20 protein-coding genes are annotated in these 26,244 nt (G+C 60.9%); 9 read left to right on the top strand and 11 right to left on the bottom strand.

Going from position 1 to position 26,244, the window contains the following annotated elements; all coding sequences use genetic code 11:
* Nucleotides 1-41: 41 nt before the first annotated feature.
* From ACFQDI_RS14335 to ACFQDI_RS14345, 3 genes are all read right to left on the bottom strand, one after another.
* Nucleotides 42-2,051 (bottom strand): hypothetical protein, encoded by a 2,010-nt coding sequence (locus tag ACFQDI_RS14335; protein WP_377167894.1) that lies wholly within the window; start codon nt 2,049-2,051, stop codon nt 42-44.
* Between the two features lie 47 nt (nt 2,052-2,098).
* Nucleotides 2,099-4,297, bottom strand: coding sequence for a DUF1549 and DUF1553 domain-containing protein (locus tag ACFQDI_RS14340; RefSeq protein WP_377167896.1), 2,199 nt, complete (start codon nt 4,295-4,297; stop codon nt 2,099-2,101).
* A 128-nt stretch (nt 4,298-4,425) separates the two neighbouring features.
* Entirely contained in the window at nt 4,426-5,766 is a 1,341-nt protein-coding gene (locus tag ACFQDI_RS14345; RefSeq protein ID WP_377167898.1) for a DUF1501 domain-containing protein, read from the bottom strand.
* 84 nt (nt 5,767-5,850) lie between these two features.
* Between ACFQDI_RS14345 and ACFQDI_RS14350 the strand changes: the two genes are divergently transcribed.
* From ACFQDI_RS14350 to ACFQDI_RS14360, 3 genes are read left to right on the top strand one after another with little or no spacing between them, the layout of a single operon-like run.
* Complete coding sequence (locus ACFQDI_RS14350) at nt 5,851-6,855, top strand: hypothetical protein (RefSeq protein WP_377167900.1); 1,005 nt, start codon at nt 5,851-5,853, stop codon at nt 6,853-6,855.
* Nucleotides 6,852-7,739, top strand: coding sequence for a ComEC/Rec2 family competence protein (locus ACFQDI_RS14355; RefSeq protein WP_377167902.1), 888 nt, complete (start codon nt 6,852-6,854; stop codon nt 7,737-7,739). The genes ACFQDI_RS14350 and ACFQDI_RS14355 overlap by 4 nt, the downstream gene beginning before the upstream one ends.
* Before the next feature lie 34 nt (nt 7,740-7,773).
* Nucleotides 7,774-9,123, top strand: coding sequence for a hypothetical protein (locus ACFQDI_RS14360; RefSeq protein ID WP_377167904.1), 1,350 nt, complete (start codon nt 7,774-7,776; stop codon nt 9,121-9,123).
* A 12-nt stretch (nt 9,124-9,135) separates the two neighbouring features.
* Here ACFQDI_RS14360 and ACFQDI_RS14365 read toward each other — a convergent pair whose 3' ends face one another.
* From ACFQDI_RS14365 to ACFQDI_RS14375, 3 genes are read right to left on the bottom strand one after another with little or no spacing between them, the layout of a single operon-like run.
* On the bottom strand, nt 9,136-10,575 hold the full coding sequence (locus tag ACFQDI_RS14365) for a DUF1501 domain-containing protein (protein WP_377167906.1): 1,440 nt from the start codon (nt 10,573-10,575) through the stop codon (nt 9,136-9,138).
* A gap of 45 nt (nt 10,576-10,620) precedes the next feature.
* A complete protein-coding gene (locus ACFQDI_RS14370) occupies nt 10,621-10,803 on the bottom strand; it encodes a hypothetical protein (RefSeq protein WP_377167908.1) in 183 nt (60 codons plus the stop codon).
* A 49-nt stretch (nt 10,804-10,852) separates the two neighbouring features.
* Nucleotides 10,853-12,214 carry a DUF1501 domain-containing protein gene (locus tag ACFQDI_RS14375; RefSeq protein ID WP_377167910.1) on the bottom strand — a complete coding sequence of 454 codons (1,362 nt, stop codon included), beginning with the start codon at nt 12,212-12,214 and terminating at the stop codon, nt 10,853-10,855.
* An 88-nt stretch (nt 12,215-12,302) separates the two neighbouring features.
* Between ACFQDI_RS14375 and ACFQDI_RS14380 the strand changes: the two genes are divergently transcribed.
* From ACFQDI_RS14380 to ACFQDI_RS14400, 5 genes are read left to right on the top strand one after another with little or no spacing between them, the layout of a single operon-like run.
* Entirely contained in the window at nt 12,303-13,289 is a 987-nt protein-coding gene (locus ACFQDI_RS14380; RefSeq protein ID WP_377167912.1) for a galactose oxidase, read from the top strand.
* 37 nt (nt 13,290-13,326) lie between these two features.
* The gene (gene fabG, locus ACFQDI_RS14385; protein WP_377167914.1) at nt 13,327-14,055 is read left to right on the top strand and encodes a 3-oxoacyl-ACP reductase FabG; all 729 of its coding nucleotides are present in this window, start codon (nt 13,327-13,329) and stop codon (nt 14,053-14,055) included.
* 35 nt (nt 14,056-14,090) lie between these two features.
* Nucleotides 14,091-14,345, top strand: a complete 255-nt coding sequence (locus ACFQDI_RS14390) for a phosphopantetheine-binding protein (RefSeq protein ID WP_377167916.1) — start codon at nt 14,091-14,093, stop codon at nt 14,343-14,345.
* Nucleotides 14,346-14,368: 23 nt separating this feature from the next.
* The gene (locus ACFQDI_RS14395; RefSeq protein ID WP_377167918.1) at nt 14,369-15,379 is read left to right on the top strand and encodes a lysylphosphatidylglycerol synthase transmembrane domain-containing protein; all 1,011 of its coding nucleotides are present in this window, start codon (nt 14,369-14,371) and stop codon (nt 15,377-15,379) included.
* Entirely contained in the window at nt 15,376-16,218 is an 843-nt protein-coding gene (locus ACFQDI_RS14400; protein WP_377167920.1) for a patatin-like phospholipase family protein, read from the top strand. The genes ACFQDI_RS14395 and ACFQDI_RS14400 overlap by 4 nt, the downstream gene beginning before the upstream one ends.
* Here the strand turns inward: ACFQDI_RS14400 and mfd are convergent, their stop codons facing one another.
* Both mfd and ACFQDI_RS14410 read right to left on the bottom strand, forming a co-directional pair.
* Nucleotides 16,219-19,422, bottom strand: a complete 3,204-nt coding sequence (gene mfd, locus ACFQDI_RS14405; RefSeq protein ID WP_377167922.1) for a transcription-repair coupling factor — start codon at nt 19,420-19,422, stop codon at nt 16,219-16,221.
* Between the two features lie 108 nt (nt 19,423-19,530).
* Complete coding sequence (locus ACFQDI_RS14410) at nt 19,531-20,253, bottom strand: hypothetical protein (protein ID WP_377167924.1); 723 nt, start codon at nt 20,251-20,253, stop codon at nt 19,531-19,533.
* Between the two features lie 195 nt (nt 20,254-20,448).
* Here ACFQDI_RS14410 and ACFQDI_RS14415 point away from each other — a divergent pair, with 195 nt between their 5' ends.
* Nucleotides 20,449-21,813 (top strand): Gfo/Idh/MocA family protein, encoded by a 1,365-nt coding sequence (locus ACFQDI_RS14415; RefSeq protein WP_377167926.1) that lies wholly within the window; start codon nt 20,449-20,451, stop codon nt 21,811-21,813.
* Between the two features lie 8 nt (nt 21,814-21,821).
* Here the strand turns inward: ACFQDI_RS14415 and ACFQDI_RS14420 are convergent, their stop codons facing one another.
* From ACFQDI_RS14420 to ACFQDI_RS14430, 3 genes are read right to left on the bottom strand one after another with little or no spacing between them, the layout of a single operon-like run.
* Nucleotides 21,822-22,580, bottom strand: coding sequence for a sulfite exporter TauE/SafE family protein (locus ACFQDI_RS14420; RefSeq protein ID WP_377167928.1), 759 nt, complete (start codon nt 22,578-22,580; stop codon nt 21,822-21,824).
* Between the two features lie 49 nt (nt 22,581-22,629).
* The gene (locus ACFQDI_RS14425) at nt 22,630-24,618 is read right to left on the bottom strand and encodes an FG-GAP repeat domain-containing protein (protein ID WP_377167930.1); all 1,989 of its coding nucleotides are present in this window, start codon (nt 24,616-24,618) and stop codon (nt 22,630-22,632) included.
* 19 nt (nt 24,619-24,637) lie between these two features.
* Complete coding sequence (locus ACFQDI_RS14430; RefSeq protein ID WP_377167932.1) at nt 24,638-26,242, bottom strand: fucose isomerase; 1,605 nt, start codon at nt 26,240-26,242, stop codon at nt 24,638-24,640.
* Nucleotides 26,243-26,244 lie beyond the last annotated feature (2 nt).

The following is a 26,244-nucleotide window of genomic DNA, read 5'->3' on the forward strand; positions in this document are numbered from 1 at the left end:
GACAAAAGACGAATTCAGAATGACAAGTGGGAGGATGATTCTCATTTCTTGGCGACCTCCTTCACGCGAATGCGGATGGGATTGGAATAGACAATGAAGGTGGCGTCTTTGGGGGCGGACTTCGCAGTGAGGTCTTTGACGAGCTTGTCAGCGGTGGCTTTGGAGGCATCTGCTGTCTTGAGGGCAGCGGTGGCGGCTTTGACGAGGTCGGCCTTTTTCGGCGTTGCATCGGCATTGGCCGTTTCGAGCTGCTTCTTGGCGGCGGCCTGGGCTTCGGCGGCTTTTTTGGCGTCTGCCTCGGCAGCGTTGAGCTCTTCGACGCCACGGCGGAATTTCATCTTTGCCGGGCCTTGAAGGATGAAACCGTAATCACCAGGTGCGAGTTTCAGCGCTTTCACATCGAGCGTGAATTTGCCTGCTGCGGCTTTGGCGGGGATGTCGGCTTCAGGAGCTTTGGCGATGTCGATGAGGCCCAGGGCTTTGAGCTTGAGGGCGTCTGTGAAGTCGGCGTGGCGGGTGACTTTGAGGGCGATATCGAGTTTGGCGTCTGCAGCGACTTCGAGGATGTCCGTTTTCTCCGTCTGCACGGATGCCGGTGCGGGCAGGACGCTGACACCGAGGGCGGGTGCACCGGCGGTGCGGTAGAGGACGTTTTCCCGGGCGGCGTCAGCCACGGCAAAGCTCACGAAGCGGCTGTGAGGAATGCCGTCGAGGAGGCTTGCGCCGGCAGGGGCATCTGCACTGGCCTGAAAGGCGATGTAGCCCAGCGACTGGCCTTTGCCGATGAAGCCGCCGAGGCAGGTGACGCCCGCAGGGATCTTTTCGGCCTTGAGCTCAATGGGGTCGCTCAGGGCATTGCGGTTTGGAGCAATGATTTCCAAAGCTGCGATGCCGCCACGCTGGACATTGGCGCTGCCAATTTCACCGCCCTTGGTCTTGGCTCCGGGCAGGATGGGATTGAGAGCGATGAGGGCCTCCAGCTTCGGCGCCTCCTTGAGGATGCGCAGCTCGTAGGGCTGGGTGGTGGCGAAGTTGTCGCTGAGGGTGATTCGGAATGCGCCGTCCGCCTTGGCCTCATAGGCATAGGAGGGATCGCGGCTGGGAAGATTGATGCTGGGAGCGGGCACGATGGCCGGTGCATCAGCGATTTCCGCCTGCGGTTTGAGCGTTTCTTTGCCTGCGGGATCTTTGGCAAGATTTTCAATGACCAGATGCGGATCGGTGGCATGGCCGAGCTGATGGGAGTGCACCTCAATGATGAATTTTTCACCCGCTTTGAAGGGCAGATCAAAGGCCTGTGGCAGACCTACGGGCAGGAAGTAGTCCCGAACAGTCTGGCCGATCTGGATGGGGCGAACGTCCTCAAGCATGACGGTCTTTTGAGCCGGAGGGGCCGCGGATGAAAGTGTGATGAGGTAGCCGTAATCATCCCCGGTGCGGTACATGAGCTCGTTGAAGCGGAGGAGATAGGTGGCATCGGCCGCGGCAGTGAAGGCAAGAACTCCGGCACGCATGTGAGCCAATTCACGGCCGGTGGGCGCGAGCAAAGCGCCGATGAGTTCGGTGCGTGTGTCAAAACGCCTTCCATCAAAGGTGGCGGTGAGATGCTGCCCTTTTTTCAGATCCACGCTGAACCAGTGCGGTGAATTGGATTTGAAGCTGCCTTCAACAACCGAATTGAGGGTGACTTTGAGCGCTTTGTCAGGCCCGGTGTTTGAGCCGGGGGAGGCAACGGAATCAAGCGTGCCGACCTCAAAGACGCGCGGATTGGAGGCACCGTAGCGGCCAACGAAACGGCAATCGTAGAGGGCAGGCTTGATGTCTGGGGGCAGTGTGATGCTGAAGACGTTTGGCTTGAGGGTCTTGAGCGGGATGGCGCGCTCGTTGAGCAGGACCGACTGCGGGCCTTCGAGGTCGGTGCCGCGCAGGGTGATCTCGACTGTCGCGCCGGGTTTTCCCCCGAGAGGAGAAACCGACGTCAGCGTCGGAGACGGGAAGGTGGCCTGGGAGAACGCTGGAGCAGAGCAGGCCAGCAGAACTGAAAATTGCAAACTAAGAACTGAGAACTGAAAATTGGGGCAAGGCATGGCACGAGCACTTAATGATTGAAGAGGAACTCTTTCGTGTTCAGCAGCGCCCAGAGGATGTCCTCATAGGCCTCCTTTTTGCCTTTGAAGGCTTCGTCGCCGGTTTTGCCTGCGGTTTTTTTGTCGAGATGAGTGCGGGCAAATTTGATCTCGGCGGCGTTGGGGTCGCGGCTGAGGGCGATGTGGTAAAGGTCAGCGATCTTGTCATCATCAGGACGCGTGTCCTTTGTGAGGGTGTCGGCGCGACCGTTGCCACGAGAAAGCTGGGTCTGAATTTCGGCGGCGTTCAGCAGGTGGAGGCTCTGCGCGAGGCTGGCCTCCTGGGTGCGCTCACACTCGCAGGCGCTGGAGGAGTCGGGACGGCCAAAGACACTGAGGAAGTAGGTGCTCTGGTTGTAGCTGTTGTCCGGGAGGGCGACGGCACGGGTGCCGGGGGCCTGACCGGCGAAATTCGTTTGTACATCTAGCAGCGTGTTGACGGAATCGTAGAGGACTTCGGCATTGAGACGCTTCGGATAGTAGCGGCTGAAGTTCTGGCGGTCCTTTGCGTTGTAGGTATTTGGAACGGCGCTGAGCTGGTAGGTGGTGGAGTTGGTGATGGTGCGAATGAGCTGCTTCAGATCGTAACCGCTTTTCACGAAATCTGCGGCGAGGGCGCTGAGAAGCTCGGGATTCACCGGGGGATTGGTCTCGCGCATGTCATCCTCGGGCTCGACGAGGCCGCGATTGAAGAAATGCTTCCAGTAACGGTTCACCAGCGTGTGGGCAAAGAAGGGGTTGTCCTTGCTGCTCATCCAGTCGGCGAGGGCCAGACGGGGGTCCTGCTCGGGTTTCAGCTTCAGGGATGGCCCGCCGAGGCTGGTGGGTGTCACGGCTTCCTTGGTGCGGATATTGGTGGTTTGAGCGACCCCACGTTTGTTGAAGATCAGCTCCTCGCCAACGAAGATCGAGGGCTTGCGGCTGACATTGCTGAAGAAGGCGGCGAAGCCGTAGTAGTCCTGCTGACTCCACTTCTCGAAGGGATGATGATGGCACTGTGCGCACTGCATGCGGGTGCCGAGGAAGAGCTGCGCCACGTCTTCCATCTGCTGCTTCATCTCCTTGACCTGACGATACCAGGCCACGGGAGGATTTTGGTCGATGTCTCCCGCCGCGGCGACGACTTCACGGACGAACTTATCGTAGGGTTTGTTATCGGCGATGCTGTCGCGAATCCACTGCCAGAAAAGGTAGCTGCCGCGTGCGAAGACGGGCTGCGTGCGCTGGTTGCGCAGGAGGGCGCTCCACTTGTTGGCGAAGTATTCGGCGTATTCCGGGCTGTCCAGCAGGCGGTCAATGAGGGCGCTGCGCTTTGCCGCATCTTTGGAGGCCATGAAGTCCTTCATTTCAGCAGCAGTGGGCAGACGGCCGGTGATGTCGAGCGTGACTCGGCGGATGAAGGTGCCGTCGTCTGCGATGTCTGACGGCGGCATGCCGATGGTCTTCAGCTTGGCGAAGACGAGATCATCTACAAAGCCGCGAGAGGCCGGCAGCTTTTCCACCGGAGCGCCGAGCGGCACGGTGGCGCGGAAAGTGGAGACCTTGCCCTGGTAGCGGACCATCACGGCGACATCACCGGGGAGATCAAAGAGCTGCACGCGGCCGGTTTCGCTGGTCTCGGCCATCGCCTTTTCGTTGGCCTCATAGAGGGCGCGTTTGGTGACATCCCGCGTGCTGCCGTCGGTGTAGTGCGCAGTGACTTTGAGCTGCTGCACCCCTTTCAGAGGCATGGTCAGCTTGGCGGGCTCGACGCTGATGCTTGCCATTTTGGGGTCGCTGTCCTTGCCGTAGGGCATGCCCTCGCGAATCCAGCGGGCGAGGTCGGCGTAGTCTTCAGAGTTTGGATCAAGCTTTTTGCCACCGCCATGCGGGAGCTGAGCGGTGCCTTTGGTGAGCAGCAGACTCTGCTCTGCCGCCGCTGGAAACACGCGGCGACCGCGCGCCTCCTTGACGATGTGCTCATAGTCCTCCTGGGGCTCAAAGCCAAGCAGCGAGAGCTTGAAGCCGTTCTGCCCGCCCGATTTGCCATGGCACCCACCGGAGTTGCAGCTGCCTTTGGTGAGGATGGGCACAATGTCGTTCGCAAAATTCAGCGGACGCAAAGCTTCGGCCGCGAAACTGGGTGCGGCGGCAGAGAGAGCGGCGATGAAGGTGAGGCGTGAGAGAGTCATGACGGGAAGAACCTACGGAGCAGGAGGGGAGATTTTGTCGTAACAAAGAAAGTATCGGGCAAGCTGATGACGAATGCCGAATTCAGAATGTCGGATGAGGCGCCGGAATGGGCCCGGCGGCTTCATTTTCAGACCAGCTCTGCCATCGGCAGATGGCTATCGACCAGATACTGCGGTCTGCCGGTGAGGTCGGTGAGGGTGGCTTTGGTGACGTCGATGCCCATCTGCTTGTATAGGGTGGCGAAGACTTCGCCGAAGGCGACGGGGCGCTCGGTGGGTTCACCAGCCAGCTTGTCAGTGGCACCAATGACCTGCCCGTGGCGCATGCCGCCGCAGGCGAGAAGTGCCGATGCGACGCGCGGCCAGTGATCGCGACCTCCGTTGGCGTTGATCAGCGGCGTGCGGCCAAACTCTCCCCAGACGACGACGGAGACATCCTTGTCCATGCCGCGCTCGTGCAGATCGGCAATGAGGGCGGAAAGTCCGCTGTCGAGCAGCGGCAAATCTTCGCGCAACTGGCCGAAGTTGTTGGAATGGTAGTCCCAGCGGCTGAAGGCGAGGGTGACGACGCGCGCGCCGGCTTCGACGAGACGGCGTGCGGCAAGGAAGTGCTCGGGCAAGCGCGGGCCGCCGTCGTCGCGATTGCGATTTTCGCCTTTGCCATAGCGCTCGACCACACGCGGGTCTTCGCGGCTCAAATCGAGGGCGTGGAGCAGCTTCGGGCTGGTGAGCACATTGAGCGCCTGCTCATTGAAGACATCCACGCCGCCCATGAGGCCGGTGGCATCAAGATCACGGCGAAGAACGTCAAAACTGGAGAGCAGGGACTTGCGATCACGAAGACGATCCAGCGTGATGCCACGGAGTGACATGTCTTCTGTGCCGCCGCCGCGATTTGGCTGGAAGGGTGCATGCGCAACGCCGAGATAGCCCGGCTCACCCGTGCGGGCCCATTCCATGTGGCCCATCTTGGGGGCAAGTCCAACGAACGGCGGCATGGCGGGATTGGTGCTGCCCTGCAGCCTCGAAACGATGGAGCCGAGCGAAGGCCAGCCGCCGGGAGGCTGCTGCTTGGTGCTGCGGCCAGTGAGGCACTGAAAGGCATCGTGGCGCGAGTCGCAGTCGGCGAGCGATCGGATGATGGTGCACTTGTCCATCATCTTCGCGAGACGCGGGAGATGCTCGCAAATCTGGATGCCTGGGACGTTGGTGGAGATGGGTTTGAACTCGCCTCGAATCTCACTCGGCGCGTCCGGCTTCATGTCGAACATGTCCTGGTGCGACGGTCCGCCGGGCAGGAAGATCATGATCACCGCCTTGTGTGACTTGCCGGTCTTCTGCACGGACTCGGCACGCAGCACGTCATTCAACGACAGTCCGCCCATGGCGAGTCCGCCGATCTTGAGGAAGTTTCGACGCGACACGCCATCGCAATAGCCGCCGCTGGGATGTGAGTAGAGATTGAGCATGGCTGTGTGGAGGGCCACTAACCTACGGGGCGAGTGATGGGACTCTTGCCAGACCGGCAATTCAGAATGCGTTTGGTTCTAAACATGAGCGGACTGATCGGACACACGATGTATGGCATCCTCGCGGCGAAAGCTGCGAAGGGGCGCGGGCTGCCCATCACGCCGATCATCGAGCGGCATCTGCCGAGCTTTTTATGTGGTGCGTATCTCGGCTGCGACATCCAGGTGATGCCCGAGGCTGTCTGTGTGGACACCGGACGAGAGGTGGGCTTTGGCACGGTGCCGCTGGAAAAAAGCCCGATCACGGGCGGAGCGGTTAAGCCGTGGACGCTGGAACATGAGGGGCGCCAATACAGGCCGAAGGAAATCCATGAGCTGTTTTATGGCCGTGCGCATCTCGTCTTCGGCTGGGCGAAACCGGAGGTGAATCTGCGTGTGCCGTGGGACCATCTGGCGGACTACTGTACGCGGGCCATCTGCGATGACATGAACTCTGAGCGCGGCCTAGCCTATGCGCTAGGCTGGATGGTGCACATCGTGGGCGATTCATTGATCAAGTCGGTGCAGCCGGGCATTCGGATGCATTTGCTGGATGGTGTTTACACGCCGCGAAACCGCATCGTGCAGGATCAGTTCACGTTTCACACGATTGGCGGCGAGCTAGGCATCGACTGGAACAAAACTTTCCGCGACATGGCGGCGACTCCGGTGGAGGCGATCCAGCCGCACTACATGCGGATTGGCGAGAAACGAGGCGAGCTCGCCCTGTTGTTTGATAATGGCTGGAAGCCCGAGCTGCAGTCGCTGCTAGCTGCGGTGCTCGCTGAAAACCGCCGCTGGCTACCGCACCACACTGAGGATGTGCTGCGGGTGGTGCAGCGTGACAGCGAGGAGGCAAAACGCGTGAGCGGCGGGCTGGAGTTTGATGCGATGATCGAAATGGCCGAGAGCGCGGGCATGAGGGAGACGCTGGTGACGATCGCGGAGCAATGCGCCGATTTGATGGAGCAAACCATCGCACAGGTGCCGGAGTGGCGGAAATTGGCTCGACAGCCAGCCGAGGGCTGGAACAAGCTCAAACGTCCATGAACCGCCTCATCCTTTTATGCCTGCTGCTGGCTACCGCGCTTCACGCGGCGGATGGCAAGCTCATCATCACCTACTTGAACATGCCGAAGCACGGGCTGGCCGTGGTGGTGCAAACCCCGGGCGGCGGAACATGGATGATCGACACCGGCCCGCAATCCGACACCTACGATGCCGGACGCGACACCATTGAGCCGTTTCTCAAAGCGCGCGGAATCACGCAGATTGACGGCATCGCCATCAGCCATCCGCATGGCGACCACTATGGCGGCGCGATGTGGCTGCTGGATCACATGCCGGTGAAGACCTTTGTGGACACGGGTTATTCCGCACGTGGCTTCTCACTGGCCTACAGCCGACTCCGCCAGCATGCGCAGGAGCGTGGGGCAAAGTACATCGCCGCCACCGAGGGGGACAAGCTCGACTTTGATTCCGCCCTGACCGTCGAAGTGCTCTCGCCGCCGAAAACCATGCACAACTTGGACAGCGATCCCGCCAAGATCACGGAACACGGCCTGCTGAACACGAACTCGCTCTTCCTGCGCATGCAGCATGGCCAGAACGTTCTATTCTTCCCAGGTGACGCCTACGGCACCGGGCAGCGCTACGTGCTGGAAAAGACACCGGAGGAGAAACTGAAAGCGGCGGTGGTCACGGCACCCCATCATGGATTCAACACGCATCCCGAGTTTGCGGCGGCAACGAAGCCGAAATATGCCATCGCCTCATGCCTGGATTTTTACGCCGGAAGCGAGGTGCCATCGCCCGGGGAGAAACTGACGAAGCAATTCGAGCCGCTGGGCACGCAGGTGTTTGTGACTGCGTGGCATGGCAACATCGAGATAACCTCTGATGGAAAAGACGTGGCAGCGAAGACTGAGAAGTGATAACAAGATCTCTCTTTTTTCTTCAAGTCTGATCATGAGCTCACCCAACCTCGACACACTCGCCAAAGCGCCCCTGTTTGTTCATCTCGCGATCACCGGCGTCAATGCGGGTCCCACTGCGGTTGATTCCGCCCGGTTCAACGAGCATGTCGAGGCGGCGGGTGAGCCCAATGCGCGCATCTGCCTCTATACTGACGCGCTCCAGCATCTCGCAAACCATTTCCAGCGGCTCCACGCTGAACTGACAGGACTGGCTGACACAGCACCGCTGATCGAAGAAATTCAAGCGGCGCTGTCCGAGCAACTGACGCCGTCAGACAAGCTGCAGTTTCTCCTGCACCTCGGACGCGTGGCGGCAGCCGCCGTGCGCGATGACAACGGTCATCCAGTGCCTGAGCGCGTGGCGATGGCTGATCAATTGTCCGACCTGTTCCATTTCATGGGCTACAGCAAAAACAACGAGCGCTACACGGACGAACTCCAGGTCACCACGTACTGGCCCGGCATCGATCCCGCGCTGCAGCGCTTCACCGAGGCCGAACTTCGTCAGTTGTCATCCGTCCTTGGCTGTCTCTATGCATCGATGAGCGGCTGCCACGGAGGAGAACTCGGGAATGCGCGCAAGGCTGCTCTCAAACAGTGCCTCATGGCAGGTTACACACCCGGTCAGGAATCCTGTGCGGCACACGCACTGCTGCGCTACTTCGACCAGCTCTTCTGGCTGGTGTTTGCGGAGATCCAGTTTGCCCAGGCACCCAAGCCCCTGTTCGTGCAAGGCCAAGCCTTGCTGACGCAGAAATTCGAGGCGTCTGAGCAGGCGGCTTTCATGCAGCATCTTCAAAACATGGCCGCCGCGCTGGTCACCCACGATTCACCTGCCATGGCCCGCGACACGCTGGCCAGCATCATGGCGCTGATGCAGGGCCATGATGTGGAGATAGCCAGCGGAGGACTCGCAGAAGCGGACTGGGATGTGCTGAGCATGGGACTCGTCGCCAGTTTCCTGCTGGTGGCCGCTGCGGATGGCAAAGTCGGCGACAAGGAGTGTGAAGCCTTTGCCGGCATTATCAACGTGGTGTCAGAAGGGGTGCTCACCAGCCTCGTCTTCAAAGCTGCGGCACGGATCCCGGACAACATGCACAAGCTGTGGCCCGCCGTGACCGCGCGCGGCTCGCGTCCGCCGCAAATGGTGCTCGACGCGGTGCAACTGGCGGCCACGAAGTTCGGAGACGAAGATTTCGACATCTACCGGAAGATCGCGATGGCGATTGCGATCAAAACCGCCGAGGCGGAAGGCGGCGGCTTCCTTGGTCTCGGCTCGAAAATCAGCAAAGAGGAGCAGAAGGTGATCGACGGCTTGAAGGGGCTGCTCGGCTTCGAGTAAAAGCCGGTGGCGCTAGACGAGGCCGCCGATGGGCGACCCCATGTAGAGCGTGTGAGGGCGTCCGGTGAAGTCTTTCCAGATGGTTTCGCGGGGGAGGCCGAGGGCTTCGTAGATCGTAGCGGCGAGATTTTCGGGGGTCTGGGCATCGCTGACGGGGTAGCCACCGTGCTTGTCGGTTTCACCAATGACGCGCCCTCCTTTGATGCCACCACCGGCGAGAAGGATGCTCTGCGCATGGCCCCAATGATCGCGGCCCGGCAGAGCGGTGGCGGAGATGCTCTTGATTTTGGGGGTGCGGCCAAACTCGCCGCCCATGACGATGAGGGTCTCATCGAGCTGACCGCTGGCGTCGAGGTCTTCGAGCAGAGCACTCACGGCCTGGTCCATCGGCGGGAGGAGGTAGTTTTTGAGGTTTCCCCACGCGGCCTGGTGCGTGTCCCAGGTCTCGTTGTTGCCGAGATTCACCTGCACCATGCGCACGCCGCTCTGGACGAGCCTGCGGGCCATGAGCAGGGACCAGCCAAAGCTGTGACGGCCGTAGCGGTCGAGCATCTTGGGGTCGACTTTTTCCAGGCTGAAGGCGTCATGCACCTTGCGGTTGCTCAGCAGGCCGATGGCCGCCTGACGGGTGGAGTCAAAGGCTTCATCGCCGGCCAGTGCGGTGAGATCATTGGCCTGCTGCTCCAAGGCATTGCGGAGTGAGACGCGGTCCATGACGCGGTCCATGGTGAGTCCTTGCGGCAGCGAGAGATGCGGGGCCTGGAAGCGGAGGGCGGGGTCCGTTTCCAAACCACGCTCGTGATGAAAGAGGTATTTGGGATAAGCGCCGTAGTGCTTGGGGTGGTAGGGCGACATCTCCAAAAACCATGGGTCATGCTGAGCGCCAAGCGTGCCTGCGAACTGTCCTGCGAGCGTGCGGCCTTCACGGTGCACGAGCTTGTCTGGCAGCACGATGGCGGGGGGCAGATTGTCTTTGCGCTTGGGCAGCAGCGCAGTGGCCAGCGCGGCCATGCTGGGATGATCGGATTTTTTCGGCTTGGATGGATCGAACCCAAGCGGCGCATCACTGCGGCCGGTGAGCATGATGTGATGGCCCAGCGAGTGATCACTGCTGCCATGGGTGAGCGAACGCACCAGCGACCACTTTTCAGAAATGCGCGCGAGATTGGGCAGGTGCTCGCAGATGTGCAGGCCGGGGGTGCGGGTGCGGATGGGTTTGAACTCGCCACGGATCTCCATGGGGGCGTCCGGCTTCATGTCGAAGCTCTCATGCTGGGCGAGCCCGCCGGAAAGGAAGATGTAGATGACGGACTTTGCCCGTGGCGGCTGCGTGGCCGCGGTCATCGCCTGAAGGGCGCTGAGGTGGTTCATTCCGAGGCCCAGAAGCCCTACAGCCCCGGCCTGGATCACTTCACGGCGGGAAACGGGATGTGCTGGATGCGGCAAGGACATGCGCATGGGAATACGCCGCACCGCAGGCAAGACTTTCCAAACGGACTACTTCCGGTTCCAAACCCCAAGCTTGATTGTGTGCTCGGGTTTGGAGGCGTCAGCAGCAGACTTCTTCCTCAATATTTTGGTCACCACGATCGCTCCATCCTCAATGACAACACGCAGATCGGCTTCATCTCCGTCTTTGAGGATCAGCCCTTCTGGAACAGTCGTTTTGACCGGATACATATGGCCCACCATATGCCACCCTGGAGGCATGGGCAAGGCGCCTTCTGCTTCAAACCAGCTCGGGCATGGGCTGCCAGCCGTCGACGAGATACTGCGGGCGACCAGTCAAATCGTTGAGCGTGGTCTTCACGGTGTCGATGCCCATGTGCTGGTAGAGCGAGGCAAAGACTTCGCCGAAATGCACGGGACGTTCGGTGGGTTCGCCGCCAAGGCGGTCCGTGGCACCGATGACCTGGCCAGTGCGGAAACCGCCACCGGCGAGCAGGGCGCCGCCGACACGAGGCCAGTGGTCACGGCCCCCGTCCTTGTTCACCATCGGCGTGCGACCAAACTCGCCCCAGGCGACGACGGCCACGTCCTTGTCGAGGCCGCGCTGATGGAGATCTTCAACGAGGGCGCTCATGCCCTGGTCAAAGAGCGGCAGATGGCGCAGGAGCTGCGGGTAGTTGTTGTCGTGGAAGTCCCAGCGGCCGAAATTCAAAGTGACCACACGGGCACCGGCTTCGACAAGACGGCGGGCGAGGAGGAAGTGCTCAAGATTGAGGGGTGCGCCGTCGCCGTAGTTCTTGGGATCACCTTTGCCGTAGCGTTCACGGGTTTTGACGCTCTCCTGATTCAAATCGAGAGCGGCGAGCAGCTTGCTGGAGGTCAGCACATTCAGGGCCTGCTGATTGAAGGCGTCCATGCTGCCGACGAGGCCGCTGGCGTCGAGCTCCCGGCGGAAGGAATCAAAGCCAGTGAGCAGGGAGCGGCGATCTTCGAGGCGGTCGAGCGTGATGCCATTGAGCTGGAGATCTTCCATGCCAGCGCCGTTGGGGCGGAAGGCAGCGTGCGTGTTGCCGCAGAAGCCCGGATGCCCGGGCGAGCCATAGGGCGGGTGTCCGGCCTTGGGAGCGAGACCGATGAAGGCGGGCATGGCGGGGTCTGCCTGGCCTTTGAGCTTGGAAACAACAGACCCCAAAGAGGGGGGATCCGAAAGACGGCCCACGGGAGCACCGCCGCCATTCGGGGGCGGGGGCTTGCCGGTGTAGCAGATGAAGCTGTCATGGGCACCATTTGGAGAGCCGTACATGCTGCGAATGGGCACCAGCTTGTCCATGATCTTGGCGAGGCGCGGCGCATGCTCGGAGATGTGGATGCCGGGGACGGCGGTCTTGATCGGTTTGTAAGGGCCGCGAATCTCCAGCGGCGCGTCCATCTTCAAGTCATACATGTCCTGATGCGGCGGGGCTCCGCACATGTAGATCATGATGACAGACTTGAAGCTGCGGCCCGTGCGAGCCTCGGCCTCGGCTTTGAGCAGTTCAGGCAAGGACAGACCGCCCATGGCGAGACCGCCAATGCGAAGGAAGTCACGACGCGAGACGCCGTCGCAGAACTTGCCGTGGGATTTGCCAGAAATAGTGAGCATGGGAATGCCAAAATAAGCACTCAATGTGCCGGAACTATCATCAAACCTGCGTTAAGTGCCGGTCATGCTTCGAGTGATACTCTGCCACATGTCCCTGATTTTCACCACCTACGCCGCTGATTTTCAATGGTCATCGCTACCAGCATTGCCCGATGCGCGGGGCTTTGCCGGTTCGTTTGCAGGAGTGGTCGAGGGCACGCTCATGGTCGCGGGAGGGACGCATTTCATCGACAAAATGCCATGGGAGGGCGGGACGAAGCTATGGTATGACACACTCTTCGCGCTGGAGAAGCCGGATGGAGCCTGGCGGGTGGCGGGAAAACTGCCCAAGCCCAATGGCTACGGGGTGAGCATCACGACTCCCGACGGCTGGATCATCCTGGGCGGGGGCAATGCCACAGAACACTTCCGTGAGGTGTTCTGGGTGCAAAAAGACGCCCAGCTGCCGCCACTGCCAAAGCCCTGTGCCTTCATGTGCGGATGCGAATCCGATGGGGTCATTTACATCTCTGGAGGGATCGAAACACCGGCGGCCACCACGGCGCTGAGCACGTTTTGGTCGCTCGATCTCAAGCAACCCGGCGCAGCGTGGCAGGAACTGCCCCCCTGCCCCGGCAAACCGCGCATGCTGGCCTGCATGGCTGCTGTGAATGGCGTGGTACACGTGTTTGGCGGTGCGGCCTTGCATGCGGGAAAGGATGGCAAAGCTGAGCGCGAATGGCTGAATGATGCGTGGGCCTACGCACCGGCCACGGGCTGGCAAAAACTGCCGGACATGCCCCGCGTGGCCGTTGCGGCTCCGAATCCTCCCCCCGTGATTGATGGCAAGATGTACATCCTGGGCGGAGATGACGGGGCCAACGTGAACTTTGAGCCCAAGGAAAAGCATCCCGGCTTCCCGAGGTCGATTCTGGTTTTTGATGCAAAGACGCAGGCATGGAGCCAGGCGGGCGAAGTGCCTTTTTCGCTCGTGACGACGAATGCCGTGAGGTGGCAGGGGCAAATCGTGATCCCCGGCGGGGAGGCGCGACCCGGAGTGAGATCTCCCCAGGTGTGGAGAGGGAAGATGAAGTGACTTGCAAGTGCCAGCTGCGAACTCCAATGCTTCGCGGATGAGTCGCAGCATTTTAATCACAGGCGCCAACGGAGCGCTGGGTCTTGCCATCGCGGAATTTTTCCTCACGAAAGAGGAAAACTGCCGTGTGTTTTTGGGGGTGCGTGAGAGACGGGAGCGGGCGCAGGAGCTTGCGACCCGATTTCCGGGCCGGGCGGACTTGATCACGCTTGAAATCACCTCTCCAGATGCCTGGAAAGCCGCTCTGAGCGAAATCGAAAGCCAGGCAGCACCAGTGAGCGTCCTGGTCAACAACGCGGGATTTCACGAAGACGCGCTGCTGGCCAACATGGCGCAGGAGCAGTGGTCGCGTGTCTTGGACGCCAATCTGAACGCCGTCTTCCACGGGTGCCAGGCCGTTTTGCCAGGGATGATGCGGGGGAGGCAGGGGCGGATCGTGAACATCGCCTCGCTGAGCGCCATTTCTTCGCCGGCAGGGCAAACCAACTATGCCGCCGCCAAGGCTGGAGTGATAGGGCTGACGCAGAGCCTGTCCAAGGAGTCTGCCCGGATGGGGATCACGGTCAATGCCGTCTGCCCCGGTTATATCGAAGGCGGACTGCCAGCGGACTGGACATCCGAACACCTCAAGGCGCTCAAAATGCAACTCCCGATGAGAAGATTTGCCAGGCCAGAGGAGGTGGCGGCGGCGGTTTTCTTCCTTGCGAGCCCGGATGCGAGCTATATCACTGGTTCGACCCTCAAAATTGACGGGGGGCTCCTTTAGCCTCCCCTCTACACCCTACGAAACGTATCCCCTGCATGCCGACCCGCCAGCGCCTCAAAGAACTTATGATCAGCGAACTCATGCTCGACATGACTGCAGATGAAATCGGCGATGACACCCCTTTGTTTGGCCCTGCAGGCATCGGCCTTGACTCTGTGGACGCGCTGCAACTGGTGGTGATGATTGAAAAGCATTTTGGGTTCAAAATGGCCGACCAAGACCAGGCGAAGCGCATCCTTCAAAGTGTAAACACGATCGCCGAAGCCGTGGACCAAAAGGCGGCAGCGTGAGTTCCCTGCCCTAGTCCCGCGTTTTGAAACGCTTCGTCTCCATCTCCCTGCGTCTGCTGATCAGCGGCGTGCTGCTGGCGCTGCTGTTCCGGGAGCATGACCTCGTAGCCGACATAGTGCCGCGCCTGCGCGCCCTGCTGACCAACTGGCCCTGGACACTGGCGGGGATCACGTTTGCGTTTCTCTCGCTGTTTCTGACCGCGATCCGCTGGCACATCATCCTGCGCGGCCAGGTGCCCGATCTGCCATTTCATGTGGTGTTATCGACGGAAATGGTCAGCGCGTTTTTCAACATCAGCTCCGTGGGGGTCGTGGGTGGCGACACGTACAAGATCATGTCGCTTTCCCGCCGCCTGCCCGGACAGACGATGCCGGTGAGCGTGTCACTCGTGCTGGACCACCTGACGGGGCTTCTATCTGTGGCGTTTTTATTCACCGCCTGCCTGCTGGCGCGGGCCTCGCACTGGAATGAAATCGGCTATGATCTGCGCATGCTGATCACAGGCTATGCCATGTATGTCGGCGGAGCACTGGTGGGGCTGGTGATCAGCTGGTTTTCCTTCAAGCCAAGCCTGCTGGCATGGGGGAGGCGCACGTTTCCCCGCACCATGGGCAATCCCAAACTGGCAGGCCTCATCGCACGTCTGACGCAGGTGCATGATGTCTTTGCGCTGCTATGGAAGCGCACGCTCTCCGCGTCAGTGGTCTCCACCGGCATGCACGCGGCTTTTTTCATGAGCTTTTACTGCGGGCTCAGGGCGGTGGGAGGCATGGCGCCCGTGCTGGATGTGCTGACAGCCATGCCGATCGTGGATGCAGCGGCGTCCCTGCCGGTGTCCGTCTCCGGTCTCGGCGTGCGCGAGCGCACCTTTGAGGCGCTGCTTGCGGGTCTGGCCGGAGTGCCCGAGGCCGTGGGGATCTCGGCCTCACTGGCAGGGTGGCTTTTCAACGTGTTCTGGGGCATCGTAGGCGGCGTGGTGTTTCTACGCGCCAGGCACTCCGTCATCATCCCGCCGGAGGTAGTCAGAGCATGAGTTCATCACCACGCATCGCCATAGCGCTGGGCGCATCCTTCATGGGCTATGCCACCCATGCGGGCTTTCTCGCGCAGTTGCATGCGCTCGGGGTGCGTCCGGTCGCGGTGTCGGGCTCCTCTGCGGGCGCCATCACCGCTGGCCTGTATGCCGCGGGGCTGGAGCAGGAAGCCATCCGCCAAGCGGTGCTGAGCCCCCGACTGTATCTGTCCTTTGCCAGACGCACCAAATGGCTCTGGCACCAGCTCGTGAACAGTTTCCTGCACCGCTATCCCGGCTTTTTTGATCCCGCAGGCGCCAGCACTCATTTCGAGTCGTTCGTGGGCAAACGGGCGATCGAATCCCTTTCGAATCCGCGGCTGCTGATCGCTCTGAGCGATCTGTCGAAACACGAGACGGTCTTTGCCCGCAGCGGACCGCTGGCCACGGCCATGGCCGCCAGCGCATGCGTGCCGATGCTGTTTTCACCGATGGAGTTCGAAGGGCGCATGTGCACCGACGGCGGAGTGGCACACGAATCGCCGATCGATCCGTGGTTCAAGGATGACGACATCGACCACATCGTGATTCACCGGATCACCCAGCCAGAGAAGAAGCCTTCGCGGCTGCCTCTGCACCGCATGCTGGACACCATCGCCTCATCTCACGCAGCGATGAACCGTCAGATCCTGGACGACCGCATCGAACTCGCGCGGCTTCACGGCAAAAAGCTGAGCATCATCGTCACGCACCACTCACGCCCGTCACCCTTTTTTCCAGGGAGGCTGAAGGAGTGCTATGACATGGGTGAAAACACAGCACGGCAGTTTTTTGACACGCAGCTTTCAGGCTGCCTGTGATCACAGCGTGCGCAGCATGGCCAGGGCCTCGGCAAGCTGCTTGTGACCTTCGCGGGAGCTAAGGCGCGGGAACTTGCCCTGGATCATGACGAACTTGCCATTGCGGGTGAGCATGAGCTTGCGGTCCTTGATCTCGACATCGGTGATGCCTGCGTGGGCTGCTGACAGGCGTATGGCGGCACAGGTGAGGAGGTTCTGCACGGCATGAGGCAGCTTTTCGCCGAACTGGTCGCGCCATTGCTCCTCAAGTTCCTCCAGCTCTTTGCGTGTCATGATCTCGCCCACCTGGCGGTAAGCGGTGATGCGCAGCTTGAGATCCTCGATGAAGCTGGCGGGGATGAAGGCGGGAGTGGCTGTTTTGTCCGCCTGGGTCATCTGGGCCTCGCTCATGACGAGGAAGTCTGAACGCAGGCCCACCTCGACCGGGCGCGCCACGCGGCGGCCCTGCATGCGCGCCACGCTCTGCTTGAGCATCTGGCAGTAGAGATCGAAGCCCACGGCGGCGATGTGGCCGCTCTGCTCTGTGCCGAGAAGATTGCCCGCGCCGCGAATCTCCAGATCTCTCAGCGCGATTTTGAAACCGCTGCCGAGGCCGGCGTACTGCTTGATGGCGTTCACTCGCTTGCGTGCATCGCCAGCGGTCACGGCATCCTGCGGCAGCAGCAGGTAGGCATGGGCCTGCACACCGCCACGCCCCACACGCCCGCGAAGCTGATAAAGGTCCGCCAGGCCGAAGCGGTCTGCGCGGTCGATGATGATGGTGTTGGCATTCGGAATATCGACGCCGCTTTCGATGATGGTGGTGCAGACGAGCACGTCAGCACCGCCATCTACAAAGGTGTGCATGACGTCCTCCAGCAGCTCGCTGTCCATCTGGCCGTGGCCGATGATGACGCGGGCCTTGGGGCAGAGGTCGCGGATGCGCTGTGCGACTTTTTCGATGGTCATCACGCGATTGTGCAGGAAGAAGACCTGACCGCCGCGCTCGATCTCGGCGTCCACAGCCTGCTTGATGGTACGCTCGTCGTAGGGGCAGATCATGGTCTGCACCGCCTGCTTGTTGGGCGGCGGGGTCTCGATGGTGCTCATGTCACGCATGCCCATGAGCGCGAGGTAGAGAGTACGAGGGATGGGCGTGGCGCTGAGAGTGAGCACGTCCACGAGGCGGAAGAGGTCCTTGAACTTCTCCTTGTGCTTCACGCCGAAGCGCTGCTCCTCATCCACCACGGCCAGGCCGAGGTTTTTGAACTTCACGTCCTTGGAGATGACACGGTGCGTGCCCACGACGATGTCCACCGTGCCGTCCGAGATGCCCTTTAAAATTTCGCGCTCCTTGCCGGTTGGAGTGAGGCGGCAGAGCATTTCCACCGTGACCGGGAAGCCGCTCATGCGCTCGCGGATGTTTTCCCAATGCTGGCGGGCCAGCACGGTGGTGGGCACAAGGACGGCCACCTGCCGGCCGCCCATCACCGCCTTGAACGCAGCGCGGATGGCCACCTCGGTCTTGCCAAAGCCCACGTCTGCGCACAGCAGGCGGTCCATGGGCTTGGCGGATTCCATGTCCCGCTTGATCTCCTCCACGCTGCGGAGCTGGTCGGGAGTTTCGCGGTAGAGAAAAGACTCCTCAAACTCCAACTGCCATTTTGTGTCTGGCGGGTGTGAAAACGCCTTCAGCGTCTGACGCTCCGCCGCCACGCTGAGCATGCGCACAGCGAAGTCCTCCACGCTTTTTTCCGCGCTCTTGCGCGTCTTCTGCCAGCGCGCCTCGCTGAGCTTGCTGAGGGCCGGGGCCTTGCCGCCCACGCCCACGTAACGGGTGACGAGATGTGTGTGAGCCACTGGCACGAAGAGCTTGGCCCCCTCGGCATAGTGCAGAACGAGCACCTCCTCGCGTTTGCCGGAGTCGCGCACCTCGATGCCGCCAAAGCGGGCCACGCCATGCTCGGCATGCACCACGATGTCGCCTTCGCGCAGGTCGCGCATGACATCGCGTGCTTTGCGCAGCACTTCGGCCTCATCCAGCTTGGAGCCGCGCACGCGCCGGATGTGCTGATGACGGCCGAAGATTTCCGCACCGGTGAGCACGGCCAGCTTTGCCGCCGGGACGGTGAAGCCGCGATACAGCAGCCCGAGCTTGGTTTCGAGCGAGGAGGGCAGGCCGCTCTGCAGCTCGGCAAAGCGCTCACGCTCGGCCTCATTGTGGAAGAAGATGACGGAACGCCAGCCGTCCTCATGCCATTCGCGTATTTGTCGGGCGAAATGCTCCCGGCGCGCCTCATGCAGGACGAAGTCGGATGCATCAAAAACGCCGAGAGGGTTCTCATGAATGGCCGCAGAAAAGTCCTCCAGCCCTTCCACAGGAGCAGCACCGCTGAGAATGCATGCCTGAGCAGGAGCCTCGCCGTCGATGGCGATGATGAAGTCGTCCTTGCGCAGGTGCTCACGCACCCGCGAAGCCTCCTCGGCATTTTCGCTCATCTGCAGGATGACGCCCACGCTTTCCAGGCGCTTGACCGAGGACTGGTTGTGCAGGTCAAAGGCGCGGATGGACTCGATTTCGTCGTCGAAAAACTCGAGGCGCAGCGGCTCCTCCGCCTGCCAGGAAAAAAAGTCCACGATGCCACCGCGGCGGGCGAACTGGCCGCGCTCAGTGACGACGGGCACTCGTTCATAGCCCGCCTCAGCGAGGTCCTTCAGCAGCGCCTCCACATCCAGCGTGCCGCCCACCTTGAGCATGCGGCGCTGGTCGGAGATCTCCGCCGCCGCAGGTGCGGGCTCGTCCAGACTGTCGGCACACAGGACCATCACGGGCGCATCGCTCTCCGTCATGCGCCCCAGAGCGCCGGCACGCTCGGCCAGCAGCTCCGGGTCCACCAGGGCATCATTCACCACCTGCCCGAGGCGAGGAAGATACAGAGACGGACACTGCCACACGCCGAGCTCTGCGTGGACGTGGTCCTGTGTTTTCACATCCGGGCAGAGAATCCACACGCGGCATCCCGGACGGCTTTTTTCCGCATGCCGCACCAGAAGTGCCGCCGCGAAGCCAAAGGCCTGGGGCGTGACGTGATCGAGCATGATCTCCGGCTGGGTGAGCTTTCGCTTAAACTCAGCAGTCTTGAGCGTCAGATCCACCAGACCGAGGGCGTCCCCCCTCGCACGCCCGGATGGGGGTGGTGGTTGGCGGTTCGCGGTCTTTTTCAAGCCGCGAGGTTTGAGGGCGCGTCTGTCAGAATCCAAAGCAAAGCTGGCGGCTCAGTGCCGGCGCAGCCGAGGAGTTACGTAGCGCTCCAAATCGCGGACGCCAGCAAACTATTTTGAACCCGATCTGGATTCGGCATTGGAACCTCTCGCCTGCGGCGTGCCCACGGCCGCCACTAAGAGGTCCTCCTTGGTCGCCCACTTGTAAACCTCCCGGCCTTTGCGGTCAAAGATGCGCAGGGCGAAGCCGCCCATGCCATCAGACTGGATCGCATCGTCCCCATTGATGAAATAGTAGCCTCCCGCCAGCTCCTGTTTGTGCAGCACGATTTCCGAGGTGTCCACTGTTGCCGTCCCAGCTCCTGCCAGGCTTGCGATTTTGCTGCTGCCTGAAGTTTCAATGCGCGCTGACCCTTTGCCTTTGCCGCCATCTTCACGGCGGAAGCACCAGTAGTCCACACGCAGGTCGCCCACGCTTGTGGGCTGACGGTTGCGGATGTTGATCTTGTAGATCCATGTCTCGTCCTCGTAAGTCACAGGCCCCCGCTTGGTGCGCGTTTCATTGAGCTTCTTTTTGGTGTAGGTGACTTCGAAATTATACTTCGTGTTATTGTCCGCCCACTCTGTGATGAATTTCTGGTCATCCGTGGTGAACATGGTGACCGCGACCGCGAAGACACGACCATCAGCGCGCTTGAGCGTGACCTGCCCACCTGCGGCTGAGATGATCTCCGCATCAAGCTTGCGGCCTTGCAGATCGGTAAACTCCCGGGCAGAAAGCGACAGTGTGGAGGCAAGAAGAAGGCTAAGGCTGGCAAAAAGGTAGGTCTTCATAGCAGTGAACTTTGCAATCAACGGCAGCATCATAGTATTTTTATCCAACCAATTACAATCCTTATTTAATTACTTAAGTGATAAAACCTAATCAATAAACTTCATCATCTTCACTTTAAACATTTAACACTGAATATTTTAGCCGTTTACACTTACTTGAAGGACCCCCTTGAATTCCGCGTTTGAAATAGCGCCATGACAGCCCCTGCCGCTCCCTCACGCCGCCAGTTCCTGAGACATTGCTCCGCCCTCGGCAGCGTTGTCGGCTTTCCAACCTTCATCCCTGGCTCTGCACTGGGAAAAAATGGCGCGGTCGCACCTTCAAATCGCACCACGCTGGCGCTGATAGGGTGTGGCGGTCGAGGAACGGATGTGGTTAAGAATTTCCTGCAGGACGAGCGTGTCCAGGTCATGGCGGTGTGTGATGTGGAAAAAGAGTCTGACCGCTACAACAAGGGCATCATCAAAAAGGCGGGGACGCTGGGCCGCGAGCCTGCGCGAAGACTGGTGGACAAGAGCTACGGCACCCAGGGCTGCGCCGCGCACGAGGATTTCCGCGAAGTGCTGGCGCGCAAGGATGTGGATGCGGTGCAGATCGCCACGCCGGACCACTGGCATGCGCTCATAGCCGTGGCGGCGGCACGGGCGGGAAAGCACATCTACTGTGAAAAGCCGCTGAGCCTCACGGTGGCGCAGGGCCGCTTCATGAGCGATGTGGTGCGCCAGAGCAAGATCGTGTGGCAGACCGGCAGCCAGCAGCGCAGCGACATTCATTTTCGCATGGCCTGCGAGTACGTGCGCAGCGGCAGAATCGGCAAGCTGAAACAAATCCGCGTAGGACTGGCGAGCGACAACCGTGACAACAACGGCTGCGCCTCACAAACAGCGCCCACGCCCGTGCCGGAGGGACTAAACTATGACATGTGGCTCGGCCCCGCTCCTGATGCGCCCTTCTGCCCGGCGCGGCTGCACTCCAACTGGCGCTGGTTTTTCGACTACTCCGGCGGCAACATCACCGACTTTGGCGCGCATCATTTCGACATCGTGCAGTGGGCCCTGGGGAAGGATGAAAGCGGGCCTGTGGAGTTTTTCGACCTGAAAGCCACGTGGCCAGCACCGGGAAGTCTCTATAGCACAGCGCCGAACTTCTCCTTTGCCTACCGCTACGAGGACGGCACCACGGTGCGCGTGGCGGACAAGCAGGACTTTGGCTCAGGGATCATGTATGAAGGCGAAAACGGCAGCATCCTCAGCATGCGTGGAAAGCTGGAGATCAAGCCCGACTCCCTGCGAACACCGCTGGCCGAAAACGATGTGCGCCTTTACGAGAGCAAGGACCACTTCCGCAACTTCATCGATGGCATTCAGGATGGTGCCATGACCGCGGCACCGATTGAGTACGCGCACCGCAGCATCACCATCGCGCATCTCGCCAACATCGCGCTGAGGCTGAACCGCAACCGGCTGCGCTGGGATCCGGCGAAGGAGCAGATCCTTGAAGATGCCGAAGCCTCCGCCATGCTCACGCGCCCCATGCGTGGGCCGTGGCAACTGGTGTGACGGCTGGATCAGCCGAACTGCCTCCAAAACATGAGCGCCGAAATGACCAGACCGATAAGGGTGATGAGTTTTCTCACACGCTGCGGCGGGATGCGCTGGGAGAAATGCGCGCCCAGGTAGTAGCCGACCAGCGCACCTGCCGTCAGAGCCAGGGCCTGCGGCCAGTTCACCATGCCGACGGCGATGAACCACAAGGCTGCAATGACATTGATCAGCGAGCCGAGCACGTTTTTAAGCGTGTTCATTTCGTGGATGTTGGACATGCCCATAAAGCCAAACGAGGCCAGCATGAGGATGCCGATGCCCGCGCCAAAGAACGCGCCGTAAATAGCCACCGGAAGCTGCAAGGCGATGGAGAACCAAAGCGCGCTGGATTTCGCTTCTGAGTGGGGCCTCCCCCTGCGAAGAAAGCCCTGCAGAAAGAACAGCACCGTGGCAAAGAGCACTAGAAAAGGAATGAGCTTTGAAAACTGGTCGTCGCTCGTGCGTGTGAGAAGCAAGCTCCCGACCGCTGCGCCGACAAGACAGATCGGGATGAACTGCAGCAGCCGCGTGCGGATGGCCTTCAAATGACCGCGAAAGCCCACGATGCTGCCCGCCGTGCCAATCACGAGCCCCACGGTGCTTGTGGCATTGGCCAGCACGGGCGGCGTGCCGCACATGAGCAGCACAGGAAACGTCAGCAGCGTGCCACCTCCCGCGATCGCATTGATCGCCCCGGCGGTGCCGCCGGCGGCGCTCAAGGCGAGGAATTCGAGAAAGGTCATTTCCCGTCACTACTCAGCGCAGGGCGCTGCGCATGAAGAAAATGACTCCTTATTTTGTCTTCGGATTCTTCAGGTAATAGAGGTGCCCGTCCTCAGCGCCGCCGACGAAGTCTGGCAGGCCGTCGGCGTTGAAATCGACGGTGGTAGGGCTCACGTCGTGGCCTTCGATGTTGGCGTCAATAAGCAGGCCCATGTCGGCAAAGAACCATTTGCCATCGCTGCTGGAGGTCTGGCGGATGAAGTTGGCGTTGGCGGAGTTGAGGAGGATGTCGAGCTTTCCGTCCTGGTCCCAGTCCATGATGCAGATCTTGCGGCGTCCGCTTTTGCCCGCGAGGCCGGCATTGAGCCGCAGGGGCTCGCCGGGCTTCATGGCGACGGGGGTCTTGACTTTCAAGTCGGCCTGACCAGGGGCCTGGGCATCCTGCGCGGCGCAAAGCACACGCTGTGGGTGCTTGAGGATGAGTTTGCCCTTCTTCTTTGCCCTCTCAAAGAAAGCGAGAAAGCCTTCCTGATCGAGCATGACTAGATCGGTCAGGCCATCTTTGTTCCAGTCCACGACCACAGGTGTGGTGCGCCACTGAGTGAGCAGGGCCTTGCCTTCGGGGCGGAGCCAGCCATAGGCGAGTGTGGGCTGCGGGCCGTCCCACTCCACCTCGACGGGCTGTGCGGCGGCCAGCTTTGGCTTTGAGCGTGTGCCGATGTTTTTATACCACACGACTTTGCCGAGAATGGAGTTCAGCATGAGGTCAGGCAGGCCATCGGCATCCCAGTCGGCCACGGTCTGCGTGGTGTAGCCCCATTTGGCCTCGCAAGGGCCCTGGATGGAGCCATTTGGGCCAGCCATCGGGCGAATGACCTTGCCCTCGGCTTCGAGGCGCACCGGAGCCGCCCACTTGGGCTGCTCTACACCTTTGCCGCTGAGATTCTCAATGAAGCCGACGTAGCCGGCGGTGTTGCCGCAGATGATGTCCATGTCGCCATCGCCGTCCCAGTCAAAACCCACGGGTGTGGCCAGCGCGCCAAATTTCACCTGATCGGCCTCCTGCTGGAAGTAGCGAGGCTCGGCGTACACAGGCGCCTTGTTTTCAAATTTGCCGGTGTTTTCGATGAAGGCCACTCGGCCGTCTTCGTCGCCGCAGATGAGATCGAGATCGCCGTCCTTGTCCCAGTCGATGGCGGTGGGCGTGATCATTTCCAGATCCATGGTGAGGTAGCGGCCGGTGTCTGCCTTCAGGCGAGCGCCCAGCGCATACTTAGGCTGCGTGCGGGTGCCGGTGTTTTGGAAATAGGTGAAGCCATCGAGGAACTCGCCGCAGAGCAGGTCGAGATCGCCATCGCCATCAAAATCGGCCATGTTGGGCGAAGGCCAGCCGAAGGTTTCCACTGGGCGATCGGTAGCCATGAGTTTCTTGGGCTTGTCGTAGGCAGGCTTGTCCTTGGTGCCGGTGTTACGGAGAACATACACATAGCCGCGCAGGGGGCCGTTCATCCATCGGCCGTTTTCATTGTAGGCGTTGTCCCAGCCGTACTCGGTCCAGTCGCCCACGCCGACGATGAGGTCCTGATTGCCGTCGCCGTCATAGTCAACCATGCGCCACATGTCGGCGCGCACCTTGTTGGGATGCACCTTGGCATCCACCGGCAGCTTCTTCTCCTGCGCGAGACCGCTTTTCAAAAAGTCGGGATATTCACGTCCAGGAGACAGGACGACGGGCCTGCCATCCACATAGCTGACCTGAACATTCTGCTTTCCGATGCTGATGCGTTTGGCGGGCTTGAAAACCGGCATCTTGTTTTTCGCGGTGTCGCCGCTGGCGTTCTCGAAGAAATAGGTGCCGTTGTAGGGCTTGTCCGGGCAGTTCACCACGAGGTCGAGGTCGCCATCGCCATCAAAGTCCATGGGCAGAGGCCAGGCCCAGAGGCCGACACCGAGATCAACGACGAGGCCGGGGTTGTTGTATTTGAGCGCGGAGAGGCCGTCGGCGGCCAGAGCCTGGCCGCAAAGACAGGCCAGCAGGAGGGGTTGGAGAAACTTCATGTGAGGAAAAGGAAAGAGATCAACGTGACAAGGTGCCGCACACATTCACCTGGATTCCAAGGGCGCGGGCCATGGCGGCCTTGGCAAAGAGGCACTCGTTGGCGGCTTTGGCGTCATGGGCATAGGCCACCTGTACGTGATTGGCCTGGTGCTTGGCCATGAACTGGTCGCGGCTCACGCCATAGGTCACCGCGCTCATGATGGGCCACTGGGGGGTGGTGAGCTGCCAGCGGCGCTCGGTTTCCTCAGGCGGGAGAGAGACCACACACCCACGGCCGATGTCCATGTGCAGCGACTCATTCTGCACATAGATGCGCGACCAGATGATCTCGCCCGGCTTTGAGTTGCCTCGCAGGGTGGAGCCGCCATTGGGAAAATACATGGCGGGCTGGCGGAAGCCCTCGGCGCCTTTCCACCCTCCCACAAAATGCGCGGGAGGAGCCGCGCCGCTGATGAGGAAAACCCAGACGTAGTCGCCGCCAAAGGTCTCGCCCCAGCGCACATCGTGGAGGGTGTTTTCCACCGGCTGCTGAAGCGCACGGTGCACACGCTGGGTCAGCATGCCGTCCAGGCCGGCGCATTCATCCACCTCATTGAAATGCAGCAGCGGCTGCCCGGCCCAGAGGGTGCGCCTGCCATCGCGGGATTTGACCGGCGGGCGGTCCGCGTTGTTGAGCATGCCTTCGACGAGATCGCTCGCTGGCAGCAGGTCCTTCAGACCCTGCTGATACTGGATGCCGACGGAGTCGCAGCCAAAATCATCCGCGATGCGCAGGGCTGCGGCGTACATCTTACACTGCAGGCGCACCTGCTCGCGTGTGAGCTGCGTAGCATGATCTTTGCCCAGGTGGAGAGTCATGCCTTTCTTCTCCAGCCACGTGTAAATGGCCTGGGCATCGGCATCGCTCACCTGAAGAGTCTCATGATAGAGAGCCGACTGGCTCAGCCGCTCCTTGAACACACCGCAGGCGTGCAGCGCGTGGTCGGGGATGATGGCGTTGAACATGCCCATGCAGCCCTCGTCAAAGATGCCCATGATGGCCTTCTCTGCGCGGAGCATGCCGGCCAGTTTTTTGCCCAGTGAAGCCGCCTTGGAGGGGACTTTTACCTTCTCCCATTTGCGGGCGTGGCTGAGGTCGTGAGTGATGCGACCCGTCTTGAGCCACTGCTTCAGCTTGGTTTTGAAAAACTCGTCGCTGAAGTCCTCGCTCCACAGTGTGGAGTATTTCACGCCTGCCTTGGTCAGGGAGCCGTTCAAGTTCAGCATGCCCACCAAACCGGGCCACTGGCCGCTCCAGTTGGCCACGGTTAAAATGGGGCCTCGATGCGTGGTCAGCCCGGCCAGCACATGATGCGAGTACTGCCACACGGCCTCCGCCACGATCAGGGGGGCGTCGGGGTCGATGCCGCGAAACACCTCGATGCCCATGCGCTGCGAATCGATGAACCCGTGCTTTTTCACGGGATCCACCGCATGCGCACGCTTGATCTTCCAGCCCTCGGCTTTCAGAGCAGCCGCCAGGGCTTTTTCCATGGCGGCCTGAGCGGGCCAGCAGGTTTGATTGGCAGAAAGGCGCAGATCACCGCTGGCCACGAGCTGGACGATTTTGGGTTGGGCAGGCATAA

Origin of the sequence: Prosthecobacter fluviatilis (genome assembly GCF_042655725.1) — a bacterium.
Taxonomy (GTDB): domain Bacteria; phylum Verrucomicrobiota; class Verrucomicrobiia; order Verrucomicrobiales; family Verrucomicrobiaceae; genus Prosthecobacter; species Prosthecobacter fluviatilis.